This is a genomic window from Salinispirillum sp. LH 10-3-1, assembly GCF_030643825.1.
Taxonomy (GTDB): Bacteria; Pseudomonadota; Gammaproteobacteria; order Pseudomonadales; family Natronospirillaceae; genus Salinispirillum.
The window spans coordinates 2,150,025-2,165,760 of the sequence record NZ_CP101717.1; the positions used below are offsets into that span (position 1 = coordinate 2,150,025).

Annotated in this window: 20 protein-coding genes; 3 read left to right on the forward strand and 17 right to left on the reverse strand. The window is 52.4% G+C overall.

Going from position 1 to position 15,736, the window contains the following annotated elements:
- Positions 1 to 92 precede the first annotated feature (92 nt).
- Together trmH and NFC81_RS09620 are read left to right on the forward strand one after the other, a co-directional pair.
- Entirely contained in the window at positions 93 to 809 is a 717-nt protein-coding gene (gene trmH / locus NFC81_RS09615; RefSeq protein WP_304994270.1) for a tRNA (guanosine(18)-2'-O)-methyltransferase TrmH, read from the forward strand.
- Positions 809 to 1,936, forward strand: coding sequence for a cation diffusion facilitator family transporter (locus tag NFC81_RS09620; RefSeq protein ID WP_304994271.1), 1,128 nt, complete (start codon positions 809 to 811; stop codon positions 1,934 to 1,936). Before trmH ends, NFC81_RS09620 begins: the two co-directional genes overlap by 1 nt.
- 106 nt (positions 1,937 to 2,042) lie before the next feature.
- Here the strand turns inward: NFC81_RS09620 and NFC81_RS09625 are convergent, their stop codons facing one another.
- The 11 genes from NFC81_RS09625 to NFC81_RS09675 all read right to left on the reverse strand — a co-directional run bounded on the left by NFC81_RS09625 (position 2,043) and on the right by NFC81_RS09675 (position 10,659).
- Complete coding sequence (locus tag NFC81_RS09625) at positions 2,043 to 2,447, reverse strand: DUF2914 domain-containing protein (RefSeq protein WP_304994272.1); 405 nt, start codon at positions 2,445 to 2,447, stop codon at positions 2,043 to 2,045.
- Positions 2,448 to 2,528: 81 nt separating this feature from the next.
- A complete protein-coding gene (gene aroC / locus NFC81_RS09630; protein WP_304994273.1) occupies positions 2,529 to 3,617 on the reverse strand; it encodes a chorismate synthase in 1,089 nt (362 codons plus the stop codon).
- Between the two features lie 106 nt (positions 3,618 to 3,723).
- A complete protein-coding gene (gene prmB / locus NFC81_RS09635) occupies positions 3,724 to 4,650 on the reverse strand; it encodes a 50S ribosomal protein L3 N(5)-glutamine methyltransferase (protein ID WP_304994274.1) in 927 nt (308 codons plus the stop codon).
- Between the two features lie 19 nt (positions 4,651 to 4,669).
- Positions 4,670 to 5,509, reverse strand: a complete 840-nt coding sequence (locus tag NFC81_RS09640) for a DUF4892 domain-containing protein (RefSeq protein ID WP_304994275.1) — start codon at positions 5,507 to 5,509, stop codon at positions 4,670 to 4,672.
- Positions 5,506 to 6,363: an alpha/beta fold hydrolase gene (locus NFC81_RS09645; protein ID WP_304994276.1), complete on the reverse strand. Its 858-nt coding sequence runs from the start codon at positions 6,361 to 6,363 to the stop codon at positions 5,506 to 5,508. The genes NFC81_RS09640 and NFC81_RS09645 overlap by 4 nt, the downstream gene beginning before the upstream one ends.
- Complete coding sequence (locus tag NFC81_RS09650) at positions 6,356 to 7,159, reverse strand: alpha/beta fold hydrolase (RefSeq protein ID WP_304994277.1); 804 nt, start codon at positions 7,157 to 7,159, stop codon at positions 6,356 to 6,358. The genes NFC81_RS09645 and NFC81_RS09650 overlap by 8 nt, the downstream gene beginning before the upstream one ends.
- A 10-nt stretch (positions 7,160 to 7,169) precedes the next feature.
- Complete coding sequence (gene sixA, locus NFC81_RS09655; protein WP_304994278.1) at positions 7,170 to 7,607, reverse strand: phosphohistidine phosphatase SixA; 438 nt, start codon at positions 7,605 to 7,607, stop codon at positions 7,170 to 7,172.
- Positions 7,600 to 7,902, reverse strand: coding sequence for a DUF4389 domain-containing protein (locus NFC81_RS09660; protein ID WP_304994279.1), 303 nt, complete (start codon positions 7,900 to 7,902; stop codon positions 7,600 to 7,602). Before NFC81_RS09660 ends, sixA begins: the two co-directional genes overlap by 8 nt.
- A gap of 9 nt (positions 7,903 to 7,911) precedes the next feature.
- Positions 7,912 to 8,937: an NAD(P)H-dependent glycerol-3-phosphate dehydrogenase gene (locus NFC81_RS09665; protein ID WP_304994280.1), complete on the reverse strand. Its 1,026-nt coding sequence runs from the start codon at positions 8,935 to 8,937 to the stop codon at positions 7,912 to 7,914.
- Positions 8,938 to 8,968: 31 nt separating this feature from the next.
- Positions 8,969 to 9,460, reverse strand: coding sequence for an STAS domain-containing protein (locus NFC81_RS09670; RefSeq protein ID WP_304994281.1), 492 nt, complete (start codon positions 9,458 to 9,460; stop codon positions 8,969 to 8,971).
- Positions 9,457 to 10,659, reverse strand: a complete 1,203-nt coding sequence (locus NFC81_RS09675; protein WP_304994282.1) for a response regulator — start codon at positions 10,657 to 10,659, stop codon at positions 9,457 to 9,459. Before NFC81_RS09675 ends, NFC81_RS09670 begins: the two co-directional genes overlap by 4 nt.
- 226 nt (positions 10,660 to 10,885) lie before the next feature.
- Between NFC81_RS09675 and NFC81_RS09680 the strand changes: the two genes are divergently transcribed.
- Complete coding sequence (locus NFC81_RS09680) at positions 10,886 to 11,182, forward strand: PilZ domain-containing protein (protein WP_304994283.1); 297 nt, start codon at positions 10,886 to 10,888, stop codon at positions 11,180 to 11,182.
- 8 nt (positions 11,183 to 11,190) lie between these two features.
- Here NFC81_RS09680 and NFC81_RS09685 read toward each other — a convergent pair whose 3' ends face one another.
- From NFC81_RS09685 to NFC81_RS09710, 6 genes are all read right to left on the reverse strand, one after another.
- Positions 11,191 to 11,715: a DUF2802 domain-containing protein gene (locus NFC81_RS09685; protein WP_304994284.1), complete on the reverse strand. Its 525-nt coding sequence runs from the start codon at positions 11,713 to 11,715 to the stop codon at positions 11,191 to 11,193.
- Between the two features lie 55 nt (positions 11,716 to 11,770).
- A complete protein-coding gene (locus NFC81_RS09690; RefSeq protein ID WP_304994285.1) occupies positions 11,771 to 12,250 on the reverse strand; it encodes a chemotaxis protein CheW in 480 nt (159 codons plus the stop codon).
- Between the two features lie 191 nt (positions 12,251 to 12,441).
- Positions 12,442 to 13,305, reverse strand: coding sequence for a chemotaxis protein CheW (locus NFC81_RS09695; protein WP_304994286.1), 864 nt, complete (start codon positions 13,303 to 13,305; stop codon positions 12,442 to 12,444).
- A 54-nt stretch (positions 13,306 to 13,359) separates the two neighbouring features.
- Complete coding sequence (locus NFC81_RS09700; RefSeq protein WP_304994287.1) at positions 13,360 to 14,136, reverse strand: ParA family protein; 777 nt, start codon at positions 14,134 to 14,136, stop codon at positions 13,360 to 13,362.
- A 111-nt stretch (positions 14,137 to 14,247) separates the two neighbouring features.
- On the reverse strand, positions 14,248 to 15,000 hold the full coding sequence (locus NFC81_RS09705) for an OmpA family protein (RefSeq protein ID WP_304994288.1): 753 nt from the start codon (positions 14,998 to 15,000) through the stop codon (positions 14,248 to 14,250).
- Positions 15,001 to 15,004: 4 nt separating this feature from the next.
- Positions 15,005 to 15,733: a MotA/TolQ/ExbB proton channel family protein gene (locus NFC81_RS09710; protein ID WP_304994289.1), complete on the reverse strand. Its 729-nt coding sequence runs from the start codon at positions 15,731 to 15,733 to the stop codon at positions 15,005 to 15,007.
- Positions 15,734 to 15,736 lie beyond the last annotated feature (3 nt).

A 15,736-nucleotide genomic window follows, 5' to 3' on the forward strand; every position in this document is an offset into this window, starting at 1 on the left:
AACGGGTTGTTTTTTCATCTGTTTTGATGATGCTTTTTCCCTATGGCCTAGATTGATTTATACTCGCGCTTCGTTTTTGCTAATGAAACATTATGACGCCCGAACGCTTCCAGAAAATCCGCACCGTATTAGGCCAACGCCAGCCCGACTTAAGGGTAATGACCGACGGCGTACATAAAGCCCAGAACCTCTCAGCGATACTGCGCACCTGTGATGCCAGTGGTGTACTTAATCTGCATATTGCAGCCGCCAGCGGACAGCGCACCGGTATTTGGAAGCGCAGTGCCGGTGGCAGTGCACGCTGGGTGAAACGTCATGTCCACAGCAGTGGCAAAGAAGCAGCCGCTCATTTAAAACAGGCTGGTTTCAAACTCTATGCTGCACATCTGTCTGCACAGGCGGTAGACTATCGCGACGTCGACTACACCCTGCCATGCGCCATTGTGATGGGTGCCGAGAAAGAGGGAGTGAGTGCAGAAGTCATCGCGGAGATAGACGCTGAAATCACCATTCCTATGTTTGGTATGGTCGAATCGTACAATGTGTCGGTGGCCGCAGCCTTGATTCTTTCCGAGGCGCAACAACAGCGTCAACGCGCCGGCTTATATCAGGGCCCTTCGCGCTTACCAGCGGATGAATATACCGCTACACTGTTTGAGTGGTGCCATCCTAAGATGGCACGGTACTGCCAGCAACACAGCCTTCCTTACCCGCCATTGGATGATGACGGCGATATCGCCAACCCGTCGCAATGGTACGCTGACGTGCGAGCCAACCGAATCCGCGAATCCATTGGAGCAACCGATTAATGACCACCATTAACCGCCGTGATGAACGCGGTTCCGCCATGCAGAAAGTCACCTGGATCAGTACCGCAGTTGATTTACTTCTGTCCGTACTCAAGTTGGTGGTCGGTTTTCTCGTCCGCTCGCCCGCACTGATCGCGGATGGTATTCACAGCCTGTCTGACCTGCTGACCGACTTCTTGGTCTTAATCATCAACAAGGTTGCGCATTCCGAGCCGGACGAAGACCACCCTTACGGGCACGCCCGTTTCGAGACTCTAGGCACCGTTATTCTAGGCATCGTCTTGACAGCTGTCGGTATTGGGCTGGCATGGGACAACATCATCAGGCTCCTTGCTGGTGACGCACCCAGCAACCCGAGCATCTGGGCCATCGGCGTTGCAGCGGTGTCGTTGGTCGCCAAGGAGCTCTTGTTTCGCTACGGCATGCGGTGGGCGAAAAAGCTGAATTCCGCGCTATTGGAAGCCAATGCATGGCACAGCCGCAGTGACGCCTGGTCCAGCCTCGTGGTGCTGATCGGCGTGGTGGCCACGTGGTTCGGTTATGGCTGGATAGAGTCTTGGGCGGCACTGATCGTCGCGGTACTGATTGGTAAAATGGGTATTGAGCTGGGCTGGAATGCATTACAAGACCTCGCCGACCGTGCCATTCCGCAAGACATCCAGAACCGGATTCGTCAGGAAATTAAGGCGGTACCTGGCGTTGATAACGTGCACCACCTACGCACTCGCCTGATGGGCAACGAAATTTTCATCGATGTGCATATTCAGGTAGGCAATTTTATTTCGGTATCCGAAGGTCACCAGATTGGTGACTATGTGATTGCCCGTCTGAGACGCAACTTCCCAGACCTGACAGACATAACCTTGCACGTTGACCCAGAGGATGACGCCGCCATTGAGCGACCAGGCATGGCCCCGCTTCGCCCGGATATCATGTCCGCTATGGACAAGTACCCGGCCTTAAGTGACCACCAACGCATGCAAATACATTACCGCCGTCAGCGGGCGCGGCTTGAGCTTTATTTTGTGGATGCACCGGCTACCGATTGCATACGAGAGCGTGAACAAGCTCTGCAAGAATTGGATTGGCTGGAAGATATTGAGTTGTATCAGAGTGCTCGCCGCTGACGGTCAGTGGCGGGCTATAAGCAGCCTTTAATAGCCTAAGAGACAAAATCCGACCATTATTCACTGCGCTGAATTGAGAATAAGGGGGCTTAACGCCCCCTAGACATTACTCAGCATTGATGTAGTGCGACTCAACAATAAAGCCTTCGCCATCAATAATATCCACGCGCCACTCACCCGATTGTGATGCCGGGATGGTCTTCGACGACCAAGTGCGCCAGCGTGGGCCACCCACATTGAATCCTACTTCGGACTCAACGCGTTCGTTGTACATCCAGCGATGCAACACACGCTGTCCAGTAAAATCACGCAGGTCAGTAAACAGGTACACACTGCCCAAACCTGCGGGAATGACATCCAATTGATCAACCGGCTCACGATCATCAATGCCCGTAGTGAAAATAGCCCGGGCCACTTCACCGACGAGCTCCACAGGTTCCCCATGATTACCGGCGTGTGCCACACTGAATGACAGCCAGACGGTCGCTAAACACAACATAAGACGTTTCATCTGAAATCTCCTTCTTGCTTCAAACTGAGCCTGTATAGTAGTGCGCTCAGCCGCAGATAACCAGTTCTAGGAGATCCGTGTTCAGGCAATCGGTGGCAGCGGCGGCACCACACCACTGTTCTGGCCGCGATGACGCAGAAAATGGTCCATCAGCACCAAGGCCATCATGGCTTCAGCGATCGGAGTCGCACGAATACCGACGCAAGGATCGTGGCGACCCTTGGTTTCTACCGAGATAGCGTTACCTTTTCGATCAATACTCCGGCCGGGTAACCGCAAGCTCGAGGTCGGTTTGAGGGCAAGGTGCGCAATGATATCCTGGCCGGTACTGATACCTCCCAGAATGCCCCCAGCGTGATTACTGAGAAAACCTTCCGGGGTCATCTCATCGCGGTGTTCAGTGCCCTTCTGCGCGACCGAGGCGAAGCCATCACCAATTTCTACACCTTTAACTGCGTTGATGCTCATCAACGCGTGGGCTAACTCGGCGTCTAAACGGTCGAATATCGGCTCTCCTAAACCCACGGGTAACCCAGAAGCCACGACACTGACCTTGGCACCCACCGAATTACCCTCTTTGATCAGCGCCTGCATGTACTCTTCCAGTTGCGGAATTTTATCCGGGTCTGGGCAGAAAAAAGCATTGTCATTGACGATGGATAAATCAATGGGGGCCAGCTCTATGGGGCCTAACTGGGACAAATAACCGCGTATTTCCACACCCAGTTGCTCACGCAGATACTTCTTCGCAATGGCTCCGGCAGCTACACGCATAGCGGTTTCGCGCGCCGACGAGCGACCACCACCACGGTAGTCACGAAACCCGTATTTTTGATCGTACGTGTAGTCGGCATGCGCTGGGCGATAGGTGTCTTGAATATTTGAATAGTCTTTAGAGCGCTGATCGGTATTTTCAATCATCAAGCCAATTGAAGTGCCTGTGGTCTTACCTTCGAACACGCCCGACAGAATGCGCACCTGATCAGCCTCACGGCGCTGCGTGGTGTAGCGCGATTGACCGGGTTTACGTCGGTCCAAATCTATCTGCAAGTCAGCTTCGGAGATTTCCAAGCCCGGCGGACAGCCATCTACAATGGCACCTAAAGCAGGGCCATGACTTTCGCCAAAGGACGTAAGGGTAAACAGTTTACCAAAGGTGTTACCTGACATGCGTTATTGCTCTCTGTGGATACGGTCTAATTGCGGCTAAGCAGTGCGCCGTTTATAAAATAAAAATCAGTCAAAATAGTATATCAGAGGGCCCTGCAAGGGACAGTTAGAAATCGCCGATCAAGTCTTCCCGACTGATCACACAAATGCCATGACCGCCCTGCTCGAACTCCAACCACGTCAGTGGTAGGTTGGGAAACGCCGCATCCATGGCGGCAGCACTGTTGCCGACTTCAACGAACAGCAGTCCTCCGGGTGTCAGGAAATCAGCGGCCTCGGCCAACATCCGCCGCGTCAGATCCAAGCCATCCTTACCGGAACCCAGCGCCAGCGCCGGTTCGTGCTGGTATTCGGCGGGCATGTCAGCGAGGTCTTCAGCATCAACATAGGGAGGATTAGCGAGTATCAGATCATACTGACGCCCGGCCAGCGCGACGAACAAGTCAGACTCAACGGCCCGCACACGGTCGTCAACCTGATGGCGCCGGATATTACGTTCCGCTACATCCAGTGCTGTCCGACTGATGTCTGCCAGATCGACCAAGGCATCTGGAAACTCAAAGGCCGCCGCAATACCAATACAACCCGAACCAGTGCACATATCCAGAATACTGGCGGGTTCGTTTTGCAACCAAGGACTGGCATGATTCGCCAAAATTTCGCCAAATGGCGAACGCGGTATCAACACATCCGGTGATACATAGAACGGCAATCCGGCGAACCAGGCTTCGCCAGTGATGTATGGCAGCGGTAGGCGCTGTTCGATGCGCTGGCCGAGCCACTGCGCCACCCTGTGGCGCTCGCTCGGCAACAAGGTGAGCGTCAATAGTTCCGGACCAGCCGTGAGTGGTTGAGCGATCGCCGACAACACAAGGAAGCTGGCTTCATCCCAAGCATTGTCTGAGCCGTGCCCAAAATACACGCCGTGACGCGTCATCTCACTGCTGCACCAGCGGACGAAATCGCCTACGGTGCTCAGGGTCAGATATTCTTCGGGGTGTTGCCAATGTGGCAACAAGTCTTGGTGCTCCAACCCTGATCTCCTAACACTACTACCGATACTGCGGCGGCAGAATGACTTTAACGCGCGCTTGCGGGTTGGCATCATTCGGGGCGAGGTAGCCTACCGAGTCAACATTGACTCGATCACCGGCCACGCCAGCCGACGTCCAACGGTCCCGCACTTGATCTGCTGCCGCCTGGCCAGCTGCCCGTGCTTGCCCTAACGATGAACTGTAATCGTGTCCGACCAACATCAACGACCACTCCGGATGGCGGTCGAGGATATCAAGCCATACATCGGGCTCGTAATCGGTTGCCCTGATGGCGGCACCGGCGCGCAAACGATCAGGTATGACATCACTGCTCAGTTGCTGTGAAGCCTCCAGCCAATAGACATAGTTGGTCTGGGTACCGCGCCGCACGACATACAGCACGCGTATATTGCCATCCACTTTGCCGGTAGAATAGAACTGATTGCGGTTCAGGCCATACAGCATCGGGATGCCAAATACATGAACCGCCCAATGCTGGCTGGAGCCACAGCTAACAGCACGACAGCTGAAGGTTTCTTCATAGCCCTCTGCCTTCCACGTCTCCATGATGCGCTCGTAAATGGCAGCTTCGCTGTGATTGCTGGAGATTTCGTACAACTCCCAACGCAAACGCTGAACTTCGAGACGCTCCTCGTTATCGGCCACATAATCGCTACCAATGCGTTTTACCGCACTCTTGAGCCACCAAAACTGCTGCGGCTCTGTCTCCACACTCTGGTCCATCAACCGAGACGGCTGGAAACCACGTAACACGTCCGCCACGGACGAAGCCCATGCGTTCGAGGGTAAAGCAAGTGACAAGGCCACAGCGACCCCAGTCAGCCAAATTTTATTCATAGTGTTATCCTCTGCTCTAGGGTTAGCCACAATTCGTCGGGCTGTGACTCCATATGAAAATGATGACCTCCAGGCCACCAAGTCACAGTCGTTATTGGCAACTCAAGTCGTAAGCGTTCCACAATGTTGGGAGAGAAAAACCCAGACTCGCCTAGTATAGCGTGCCAAGGGCAAGTAAGTCTGGCTGTCAGCGCTTTGGCTTGGTCATCTAACATACGCCAAACCGACCCAATTCGGACTCTTGGGTCCAGTCGAAAATGCCATTCGGCTGCCTCACCCTCACCAACACAACACACTCCACGCGAGGTCAGCTGCGCATTTGCTGGCGCGCTGACTGGGCTGCCAATGCGTGCACGACGCGCAATCGCCGCGGCTAAACTGGCCGCCGGAGCCAAGCGTTTTATAGGTTGTAATTGTTCTGTAAGGGACGCCAAGTAGCGCTCTAACTGACGGTCAACAGGATCAGTGGCGAGGCCAACGATATCAAGGGTCACAATGCCACGCACTAAATCGGGCCGAAGAGCAGCAATCAGAGTGCCGAGCATCCCCCCTAGCGAATGGCCCAAAAGCCAAACCGGTGCTGCGGCCAGTTCCAGTCTGGCGACCAAAACGGGAATATAGTCCCACAGATTATAAAACTGCGACGCAGGAAAGTGGCTTGAATGACCGTGCCCCGGCAAATCAATAGCGATCAATTGGTAGTCGGACGATTTGCGCTCTAACGCTTCACCTAACGCCGCAAAACTGGCGGCATTGTCTTGCCAACCGTGCAGCGCAAATACAGGAAAGTTTCCACTGCCCCACTGGCATTCTGCCAGTGTTAGCCCTAACAGCTCGTGCTTCTTCTCACGCATCTGCCACGGCCTCTTTACGCGCGAGCAAGGTCAACAGAAATTCTGCCGACGCCTCAGGCAACTCAAGGGGAAACAAATGCCCGCCAGGCACCTGGTGAACCGGAATACCTAAGCGTTCGCGCATCAACCGCACATGATGTGCTTTAACGAGCCGAGTGTCTTCACCGACCACGACCTGCAAGCCGTCATGGCGTTTATGATAGTGGCGTACCCAATTGGTTGGGTACGTACGAAAAATACTGGCTTCGATCTCGGGTCGAAAGCGCAAAGACCAAAGCCCGTGCTCATTGAGCTCGGTAACCGCATGAACGTAGTCCCACAGTACATCGTCAGGAAAACGCCGAAACAGCGGGCGCGTTCGCCAATAGGCAAAGGCATCTTCCTGCGTCTGCCATTCTGCGCGGCGACGAGAAGCTCGACCGGCAGGCGTAACCTTGTCCAGCCAAGGAGTTCGTTTCATCAGGGCAAACATGGACGATTCCCAGAACGTCATCAAGGGCACGTCCAACACCAATACAGACTTGAACAAGTCAGGCCGTAATAACGATGACATAAACATCAAACCACCGCCCAACGAATGCCCTACACCGACCACCGGCTCTCCATGTTGTTCTATATCATGAATCAAATGATCACAGAGCTTGAACCAATTATTGGTTACAGGGTATTGCGGATGATGCCCGATAAAATCCGTCATCGCCAAATCGTATGTCGACTGAAAAGGCGTCAAAAACCGCCGATAAGTTGCCACTGGAAAACCATTGGCGTGCGCGAAATGCAATATAGGCTTGGTCATAGATTAGAGATCACAACCATGCAAACGACAAGTTTGCTGGCAGTACGTCATCGCCCTGCAAGTGCGCCAGCGAACCCGTACCAAAGCTCGTCTGATTGACCGACTGCCCACTGAGGCGTGCCGCCAGATAACTGACCAGTGGATTATGGGTAACCAACAATACCGAACCGCTGTACTGAGACAGTTGTTCTAGCGCCATATCGACCGGTGCTTCAGGCGTTAGCCAATCGGCTACCTGCACAGTCGAGGCGCTGCGTTGCTTGAGCACCTGCAGTGCACTTTCATGCGTGCGCAAATAAGGGCTATGCAGCAGAACATCCAGCTGGGCTGGCAGGTGCTCGGCTGCGGCCAACACCTCTGCTTGCCCGTGCGGCGTCAAACGGCGCTGAGAGTCGTGTGTCGCTCTCGGCTCAGCTTCCCCATGCCGCAACAAATACAACTCAATCATTGCCAGGTTCCGCACCCTCACGCACCGACACCTCTGGCCAGTCATTAAACGGAAAGGGTTTGTATTCGGAGTTGAAGGTCAGGTAGGTGGCGCACTGCTCCACAAAGGTAACCGTGCTGGCAGATATCTCTAGCAATGTGGGCTGCTTCTCACCACGCACCATCACAAATACTAATTGCACTAAGGCAAAGATGCCGAGAAATACCCACGCGATGCGGCTGACCAGCCAGAATAAAATCATGTACAGCACACGAAATAACAAATATTCCCACTTACTTCTCTCGTTACTAGACATGTTGCTTCCTCATTCCTGATCGAACATGAAGTCGACGTCTTGCGCACGCTCACCTAACATCAGATGTTCGGCAATCAGGTCGACGTTCTGATTATTGTGAACGACTTCATAGAGCCCTTTGACAAGCGGCATATAGACACCGAGCTCGTCAGCCTTCTCCTTCACCATGCGCAGTGTATTAACACCTTCAGCGGTCTCGCCTAATTGCTTGACAGCTTGTTTCAACGAATAGCCTTGGCCAATAGCATAGCCGACCCGGTAGTTGCGACTCAATGGCGAGGTACAGGTAACGATTAAGTCTCCCATCCCAGCCAAGCCGATAAAAGTGAGAGGATTGGCTCCCATCTTAACGGCAAAGCGGCTCATTTCTGCGAGGCTACGCGTCATCAGCATCGCACGCGTGTTCTCACCCATGCCCAATGCACCCGCCATACCACTGACAATAGCGTAGATATTCTTCAAGGCACCGGCCAGCTCTACACCGTAGATATCAGGATTCGCATACACTCTGAACGTCCGGCTTCCCAGCAGGTCATGCACGGTATTACGCAGAGATGATGAAGCAGAAGCAACCACCGTAGCCGTCAGTTGGCCTTGCGCGATTTCTTTAGCCAGATTAGGACCACTGATGACGCCGATAGCGTGTTCGGGGGCCAGTTCGCGTAGAATATCACTCATTAAATGGAAGGTTTGTGGCTCGATACCTTTTGTTAAGCTCACCAAGCCAGCACCTTTCGGCAAATACGCTAAAGCATCCGACACCACAACACGAAAAGCTTTACTGGGTACCGCCACGAACAATACATCACAATCCCCTACTGCTGCCGCCATATCATTGGTTGGGGTCAGGTTCTCATGCAGCTCGTACTTTGGCAGGTAACGGGTATTCATACCGCTTTCCCGGATGTCTTCCAGCTGTTTCTCACTGCGCATCCATAACCAAGCATCACAACCGTTTTGGGCGGCAATGTTGGCGATTACGGTTCCAAAGCTGCCGCCACCAAGGACTGCAACCTTCGCTGATTTCTTACTCATAACATTCCTTGACTGCTTGCCATCCGGTCAATCAGCACTGGCCTTGTTCCAAAGCACAGACTAAATCACGAAAGGTATTCTGATTCGTTTCGTTTAACGACATAAGCACACGGTGTGCTTCGAGCACGCGGTCTCGTATTTCCTCTTCGTCGCTGTCGATGGCCTCTACCACCTCGGCCTGGGTGCCTGCCAAGTCCATGGTATCCACCATATGATAGACGGTATCGGCAAAACCCATGCTTAACAGCACCCGCTGTATGTCCGGCGAGCGCCACACCAATACTGGCACGAAATGCAGCAGCTGCTGTACTTGTATGCTCAGCTTAGCCAATAACCCCAGCGTGGTGCTGTCTAAGCCGTCGGCCTCTGTGAGGTCAACCATAACATGTTGATAGCGCCCCGTTGTCAGCATTTTTTGAATACAGCTTTCAAGGGTTGTCGATAGAGTGAGGCGTACATCCCCTACTAATTTCAAGATGTACGCATCATCGGTCTCAGCGACCAGGATTTGACCTTGTCTCATACGTTGTCTTTCCGGAGTCTGTTCCAATGCGTGACCGACAGAATGGTCATGTCGTCTGGCGACTCCTCAATGTCCTGCAGTCTAAGTTGAGCGCAAATGGCGGGTACACTGAAATCACAGGCACTGACCAATTCCATCCACGCTTGTTCTCGATCAGCCAGTGGCTGGTCGGTATTAATCTCCAGTAAACCGTCTGAACACATAGCGACTGCAAATTCGCTATCGTAATTTAAGGTAAACTCTTCATAGCGCGCATTTGGGAACAACCCCAAGGCTGAACTAGGTAGCTCGAGCGCTTTAACCGCACCGTCGACCTTTAGTATAGGGTAAGGAAAATGCGCTGCGTTGGCGTAACAGTAAGTTTGGTTTAAAGAATCCAGGATACCGATGAACAAGGTGGCGTGCTTGCCTATCTTACTGCGCAACAATTCTTGGTTAAGATGAGCCAGCACCTCGGCTGGGTGAGCAATGTGTTGCGAGACCTTGTAACGCCATTCGTTCTTTAAACGAATCACTTCGTTGCGGATCAGGATAGTCACCATCGCCGACGACACGCCATGACCTGCGACATCGACAATATAATGAAGCAAAACACCGGGCTGTAGTTCAAAGTAGTCAACAAAGTCACCACTCAAAAACAACGAGGGGTGCAGCTCGTAGTCCGCATTAAGACCATGTGCCTGAAAAGGCTTGGGTGGCAGCATGCTTTGCTGTACGTGACGTCCTGCGCGCAGATCGGCCTCTAAGGTCTCAATGGTGTCCTGGAGACGCTGATTGGTATCTTCGAGTGTTTCACGATAAGTATTGTTTTCATGCAATAGACGGACGCGTTCAAGCGCCTTGTCGATGGCGTGTTCCACCACCGCCAAGTCGGTTACTGGCTTTACGATGTAGTCCGAAGCGCCGAACCGCAACGCTGATACGACGTCAGACATAACACCGGCGCCCGACACAACAATAAAGGGTACATCTGGGCGTCGATCAACAACTTCTTGCAATACGGCCAATCCGTCCTTGCGCGGCATGCGCAGGTCGCACAACACCAAATCAGGTTGATCAGCATAAAAGACTTCAAGGCCGGCTACTCCGTCGGCGGCCTGCAGTACATCATACCCCGAGTCTTCGAGATATCCGGCCAACGATTCACGTACCGATGCGTCATCGTCAATAACCAACAAGGTGGCTTTGCCCACAGCCATGAACTGCCCTTACATTTCATTTTCGAGCGAGCGTACTCCTTCACTCCATGCCCTGCAAGAGGGCGTCTGGAAAATCTGGCCTTACTACCTTATTTCATCTTTGCATCAACAACCGCATTTTGCCTTTGACACCAGCGCTAATAATTTTTATAACAGATGGTGTGGGTAATTTTCACACGCCTGTTCGCCAAACTGGTGAAAGCCAACAACGAGAAGGGCTATTCTGATGATTGATCGCGATTACATGGAAAAACGTTCCTTCATGCGCATGAATATGGATGCTCCTGCGGTAATTCAGATGGAAGACGGGACACAGAAGCATTGCATCTGCAAAGACTTAAGCGCCGTAGGCATGCTGATCGAAGTCGATCAATCGGTGGCTGTAGGTACCCAATTTCAAGTGCACTTACCGGCACTTACTGGTCAATTTGCACCATTAGATGCAGCGGTGAAAGTTCACCGAGTAGATGAAATGGGCGGTGGTAAATACCAGCTGGGTCTAGAAATAGAACAAATTAAATAACCCACGCGTTATTGTCGCGCGTTCATGCTTGGCTGGTTGAGCAACAATATCAATTCTGCTTCAGACCTAGTGAGGCCAGTACTGCGAATCACTTGGTCAATTTGCGCGCCTGAGCGCAGCATTGTCTGCGCCGTGTCGAACTGGACTAAGGTGTCTTCTTCGCTATCATCATCGGCCACGACAACATCTACTTTCGCCTTTTTAGCCTCTTCTTTAGGGACCAACTGAGGAGTCGATGATTTCGGTGACGCATTGCCGACAGGGGAGCTGGCAGGTTGGGACTGAGTGTCTTTAATGGCTTTAAACTGTTGCTGCACATGATGCGATTGACGGGCCACCGCCAACAGCTTCTTTCCTAGGCCAATATTTCCTGCCTGAATCATGGACAACTCCCGACGCATCGCCTCGACCTCATGAGTCAACCGACGATTCCGTCGACCAGCGGAGACCCACAAAGAAAACAAGACAAGCACCAACAAAACGACAAAAGGCACTAAAAGTGCCAGTAATTGTGCGTCATCTAAGACTGTCATGAGCACACCTGAGTGTGCTCGTCAGTGTTCGAGTTCCTTTTACTCTCTAACTGCATTAGATCTCGCCAAGTTCCTGCCATTCGTCCATGCTGAACAAACGATCCAACTCAACCAAAATGAGTAGCTCGTCATTCTTATGACAAACGCCTTGAATGAACTTAGACGTCTCATCGTTACCCACGTTCGGAGCGGTTTCTATCTCGGACTGGCGCAAATAAACCACCTCGGCCACCGAATCCACCAAGATACCAACTACCTGCATATCAGTTTCAATAATGACAATACGAGAGTTGTCGGTCACTTCAGACGGGGACATTCCGAAACGCTCTCGCGTATCAATAACCGTTACCACGTTACCACGCAAGTTAATGATACCCAGAACATAAGAGGGAGCACCGGGCACAGGAGCGATTTCCGTGTAACGCAACACCTCTTGAACCTGCATCACGTTGATGCCGTAGGATTCATTCTCTAAACGAAAAGTTACCCACTGAAGAATTGGATCATCGGAGGTTTTGGCAGCTTGTGTACTCATAGTTTATTCACCTTAAATCAGCCTACTGCACCCAAGCAGCACGTTTACGACTCAGCAGACGCAGACAATACTGCTCTCGACATAATCAATATAGCCTAATTTACCCTTGTTCGGCAGCGGACCCAACAACAAATTAATTAAACCCAAGTTCTCGCTCATAGTTTCGCACCGCCAACGCCGCCAAAACCCTTTTAACGCACGCGTTTTTTCTTTGCCGCTTGGCTTAGCAACTGCGATTCAAAAGCATCTAAATCAATCAGAGCACACATGTGATCGACCACCGTACCGGCCAACCATGGGCGTCGAGTACGCTCCGTTCGCCATTTCACGTCGTCCGGTGTCAACGTTATAGAACCAATAACCTCGTGACACCCCATGGCCCAATCGCAGTCGTGAATGCCTATAGCATAGCTCAATGATTCTACTGCTTCCGGCCTATAACGCTCGGGCATCACCAACTGGGCGGTATCCACGACGCGAATATTGCGCCCGTCGTGCACCCGCAGCAAACCAAGAAACCACTCTGGCTGATCAAACAGCGACGTAAGTTCGCTGTCCATCTGATAAATGGTACCGAGTAATAACATGGGCACGGCCAGAGCTAACCCATCGACCTTGAAAAGCAAGCAATCGAAGCGGTTCTGCGCCCAGCCTGGCCGACCATTTTCTTTCCAAGCCAATACTGGCTGACTGTCGGCAAGATGCACCGTTTCGTCGAAAGTGGGCTGAGTCTCCGGCGGAGAAACGGCCACCTCAGGCTCAGGGGTGCGCGGTGTTGGTGCCGGAGCTTTCGTTACTGGCTCTGGCTCCGGTTCTGGCTCCGGTTCTGGCTCCGGTTCTGGCTCTGGCTCTGGCTCTGGCTCTGGCTCTGGCTCTGGCTCTGGCTCAACGAATTCTGGCTCGGCCACATCGGGTTCAACAACAGGCTCTTCAGCAAGATCATCCTCCCACGAAGTGGCCTCTTCCAGCATAATGGCGAGATAGCTATTCAACGCCAGCTTAGCAGGCGCTAGCTCAGCAACGGCTTTTTTCTTGGTAGAATCAGAGCTACTCACCCTAACAGACTCCCGAATACACGTGGAAATTGTCCGTGACATGATACACCAGTGTCACGATGCAATCTCCTGTTGCAACGTGCGTAGCAAACTCCCGTAGGATTCACAACCGCGAGAATTAGGGTCTAGCTGACAGATCGACAAACCCTCTCTCGATGCATCACGCAGTCGCGTATCGATCGGTATCGCTGACTTCCACAATTTATCGTCATAGGTCTGGCGCAGCGTCCGCAAACTGCGCTGCCCTGCCTGTGTACGACGGTCAAACATGGTAGGGACAATCAGATACTTCAGTTGTTTTTTGCGCGAAGCGGTTACCATTTGCAGCGTATGAATCATACGCTCCAAGCCTTTCAAGGCCATAAACTCGGTCTGTACTGGCAGAATGAGCACCTGCGCAGCGGCAATCGCATTGATCAACAGCACACCCAACAGCGGTGGCGTATCAATCAACACATAGTCAAAATCATCCCACAACTGAGTCAATGCGCGCGACAACACCAAACCCATACCGCCCTGCTGGGAAATATTACGCTCCAGTGTAGCTAATGCGGTATTGGCGGGTAATAAGCACACGTTGGGCATATTTGTATCGACGACCAACTGCGCGGTCATGTGATCAGGCACGCGGCCTTGATGCATGAACAAATCATACACACTGTGTTCGATAGTATCTGGATTGAGGCGGAAATAACTGGTCAGGCTGCCTTGTGGATCCATATCCACCATCAACACGCGCTTACCCTGCTCTCCGAGTAAAGCGCTTAAACTGACGACCGATGTTGTCTTACCAACACCGCCTTTCTGATTTGCAACGGCCCAAACGTGCACGTTTGTCACTCCCGTAATTTTTTATTGTATCTGCCAACTGCGTTCCAACTTTAGATATTTCACTTAACGAGTTCAATCTGACCGGGTCTCAACTCGGTTCCACCCACTCGTTTAATCACTCCAAGGCCTACTGATTAAAATTTCGATGCGTCGATTGGCAGCTCGGTGCTCTGCTGTATCATTCGGTCGCAACGGCTGAAAACCGCCATAGCCTTGCGCCACAATGCGCTGCGGCGCAATTCCATCTCGCTGCATAAAACGCGCAACAGAGGCCGCTCGTCGACTGGATAGCTGCCAGCTGGCTTCTGCTGAGGCTATTTGGTCATCCGTATGCGCGCCAACATTGATCACCACAACCTCATCGCGCAAAGCCCTTGCAATAACGTATAGCACATCTTCCCCTTGAGCACGTAGGTTGATGTCCCCTGGCTGAAACAAACTGTCGCTGGCCAATAGCACCATTACCCACTCAGGCGAACTAATGACTGAGGGCGTATCAGCGCCTCGGTGGTTTGCGAAGGCATGTACCATAGTGTCTGCAATGCCTTGCAGTAGAGTATCTGACTCAGTGTCCACCAAGGCCTCAGAAGCAACGTTCAGTTCAATGTCAGGGCTCGACGGTGCGCGCAATCCAGACACTACCGACTCTGGTTCATGGAGGGACTGGTCTGGTGGCTCGATGGTACCCAGTACCGCTTGGACAGTGTCCGACAATGCGCCGATGCGCGCTGAGTCCAACTCTGCATTAACCATCAAAAAAGCAAATAGCGCCACCAGTATCGTTGTGAAATTAGCGTATGATGACAGCCATCGGGAAGAATGTGGTGCTGACTGTGGCGAAAAACTTCGAGCAGAGCGTCGCATCAAATCACCTGAAGTGCCGGAGTCGTTGAGCCATGTGTCGGGGATTTTCGCCTTGTTGAATCGCCATTAGACCCGTCAGCGTCATTTCCCTATGTCGATACAAGCGCTGTGCCTGCCAGCGCAAACGTGAGGCTACCGGCAGAAATAACAGATTGGCCAACGCCAGTCCGTACAGTATCGCTACGAAGGCGGTTGCAATACCGACTCCCAAATTGGTGGTATCAGACACCTCCACCATTACTTGGATCAAACCAAGCACGGCTCCTAGAATTCCCATAGTAGGCGCATAACTGGCCAATTGCTCAAAGAACTCAGCCCCCTCTAAGTACTGTTCCTCTTCTGCAACCATCGCCACGGTTAAGTGTTGCTGCACGCCTTCACCCTTGACGCCATCAACCAGCAACAACATACCTTCTTGCAAAAAAGCGTCCGGTTGCAAGCTGGCCTCTTTTTCCAACGCCAACACGCCGTCTTTACGCGCAAGTTGGCCCCAGCGCGTCAAAGCATCAATCGTTTCACTAAAAGAAGGCTTACTCGGCGATAGCAATCGTTGCAGCACAAAGCGCAGATTTATCAAGCGGGCCCGATCACTTTGGGCGACACCGACCCCCAGAGTCGCACCAAACACAATCATCAAAGCCGGGAGATTAAAGAGTGCCAATGGACTTCCGCCTTCCAGCACAAAACCGAAGAGAATAAGTCCACAGGCAATTAGAGTTCCGAGCGCTAACATCCG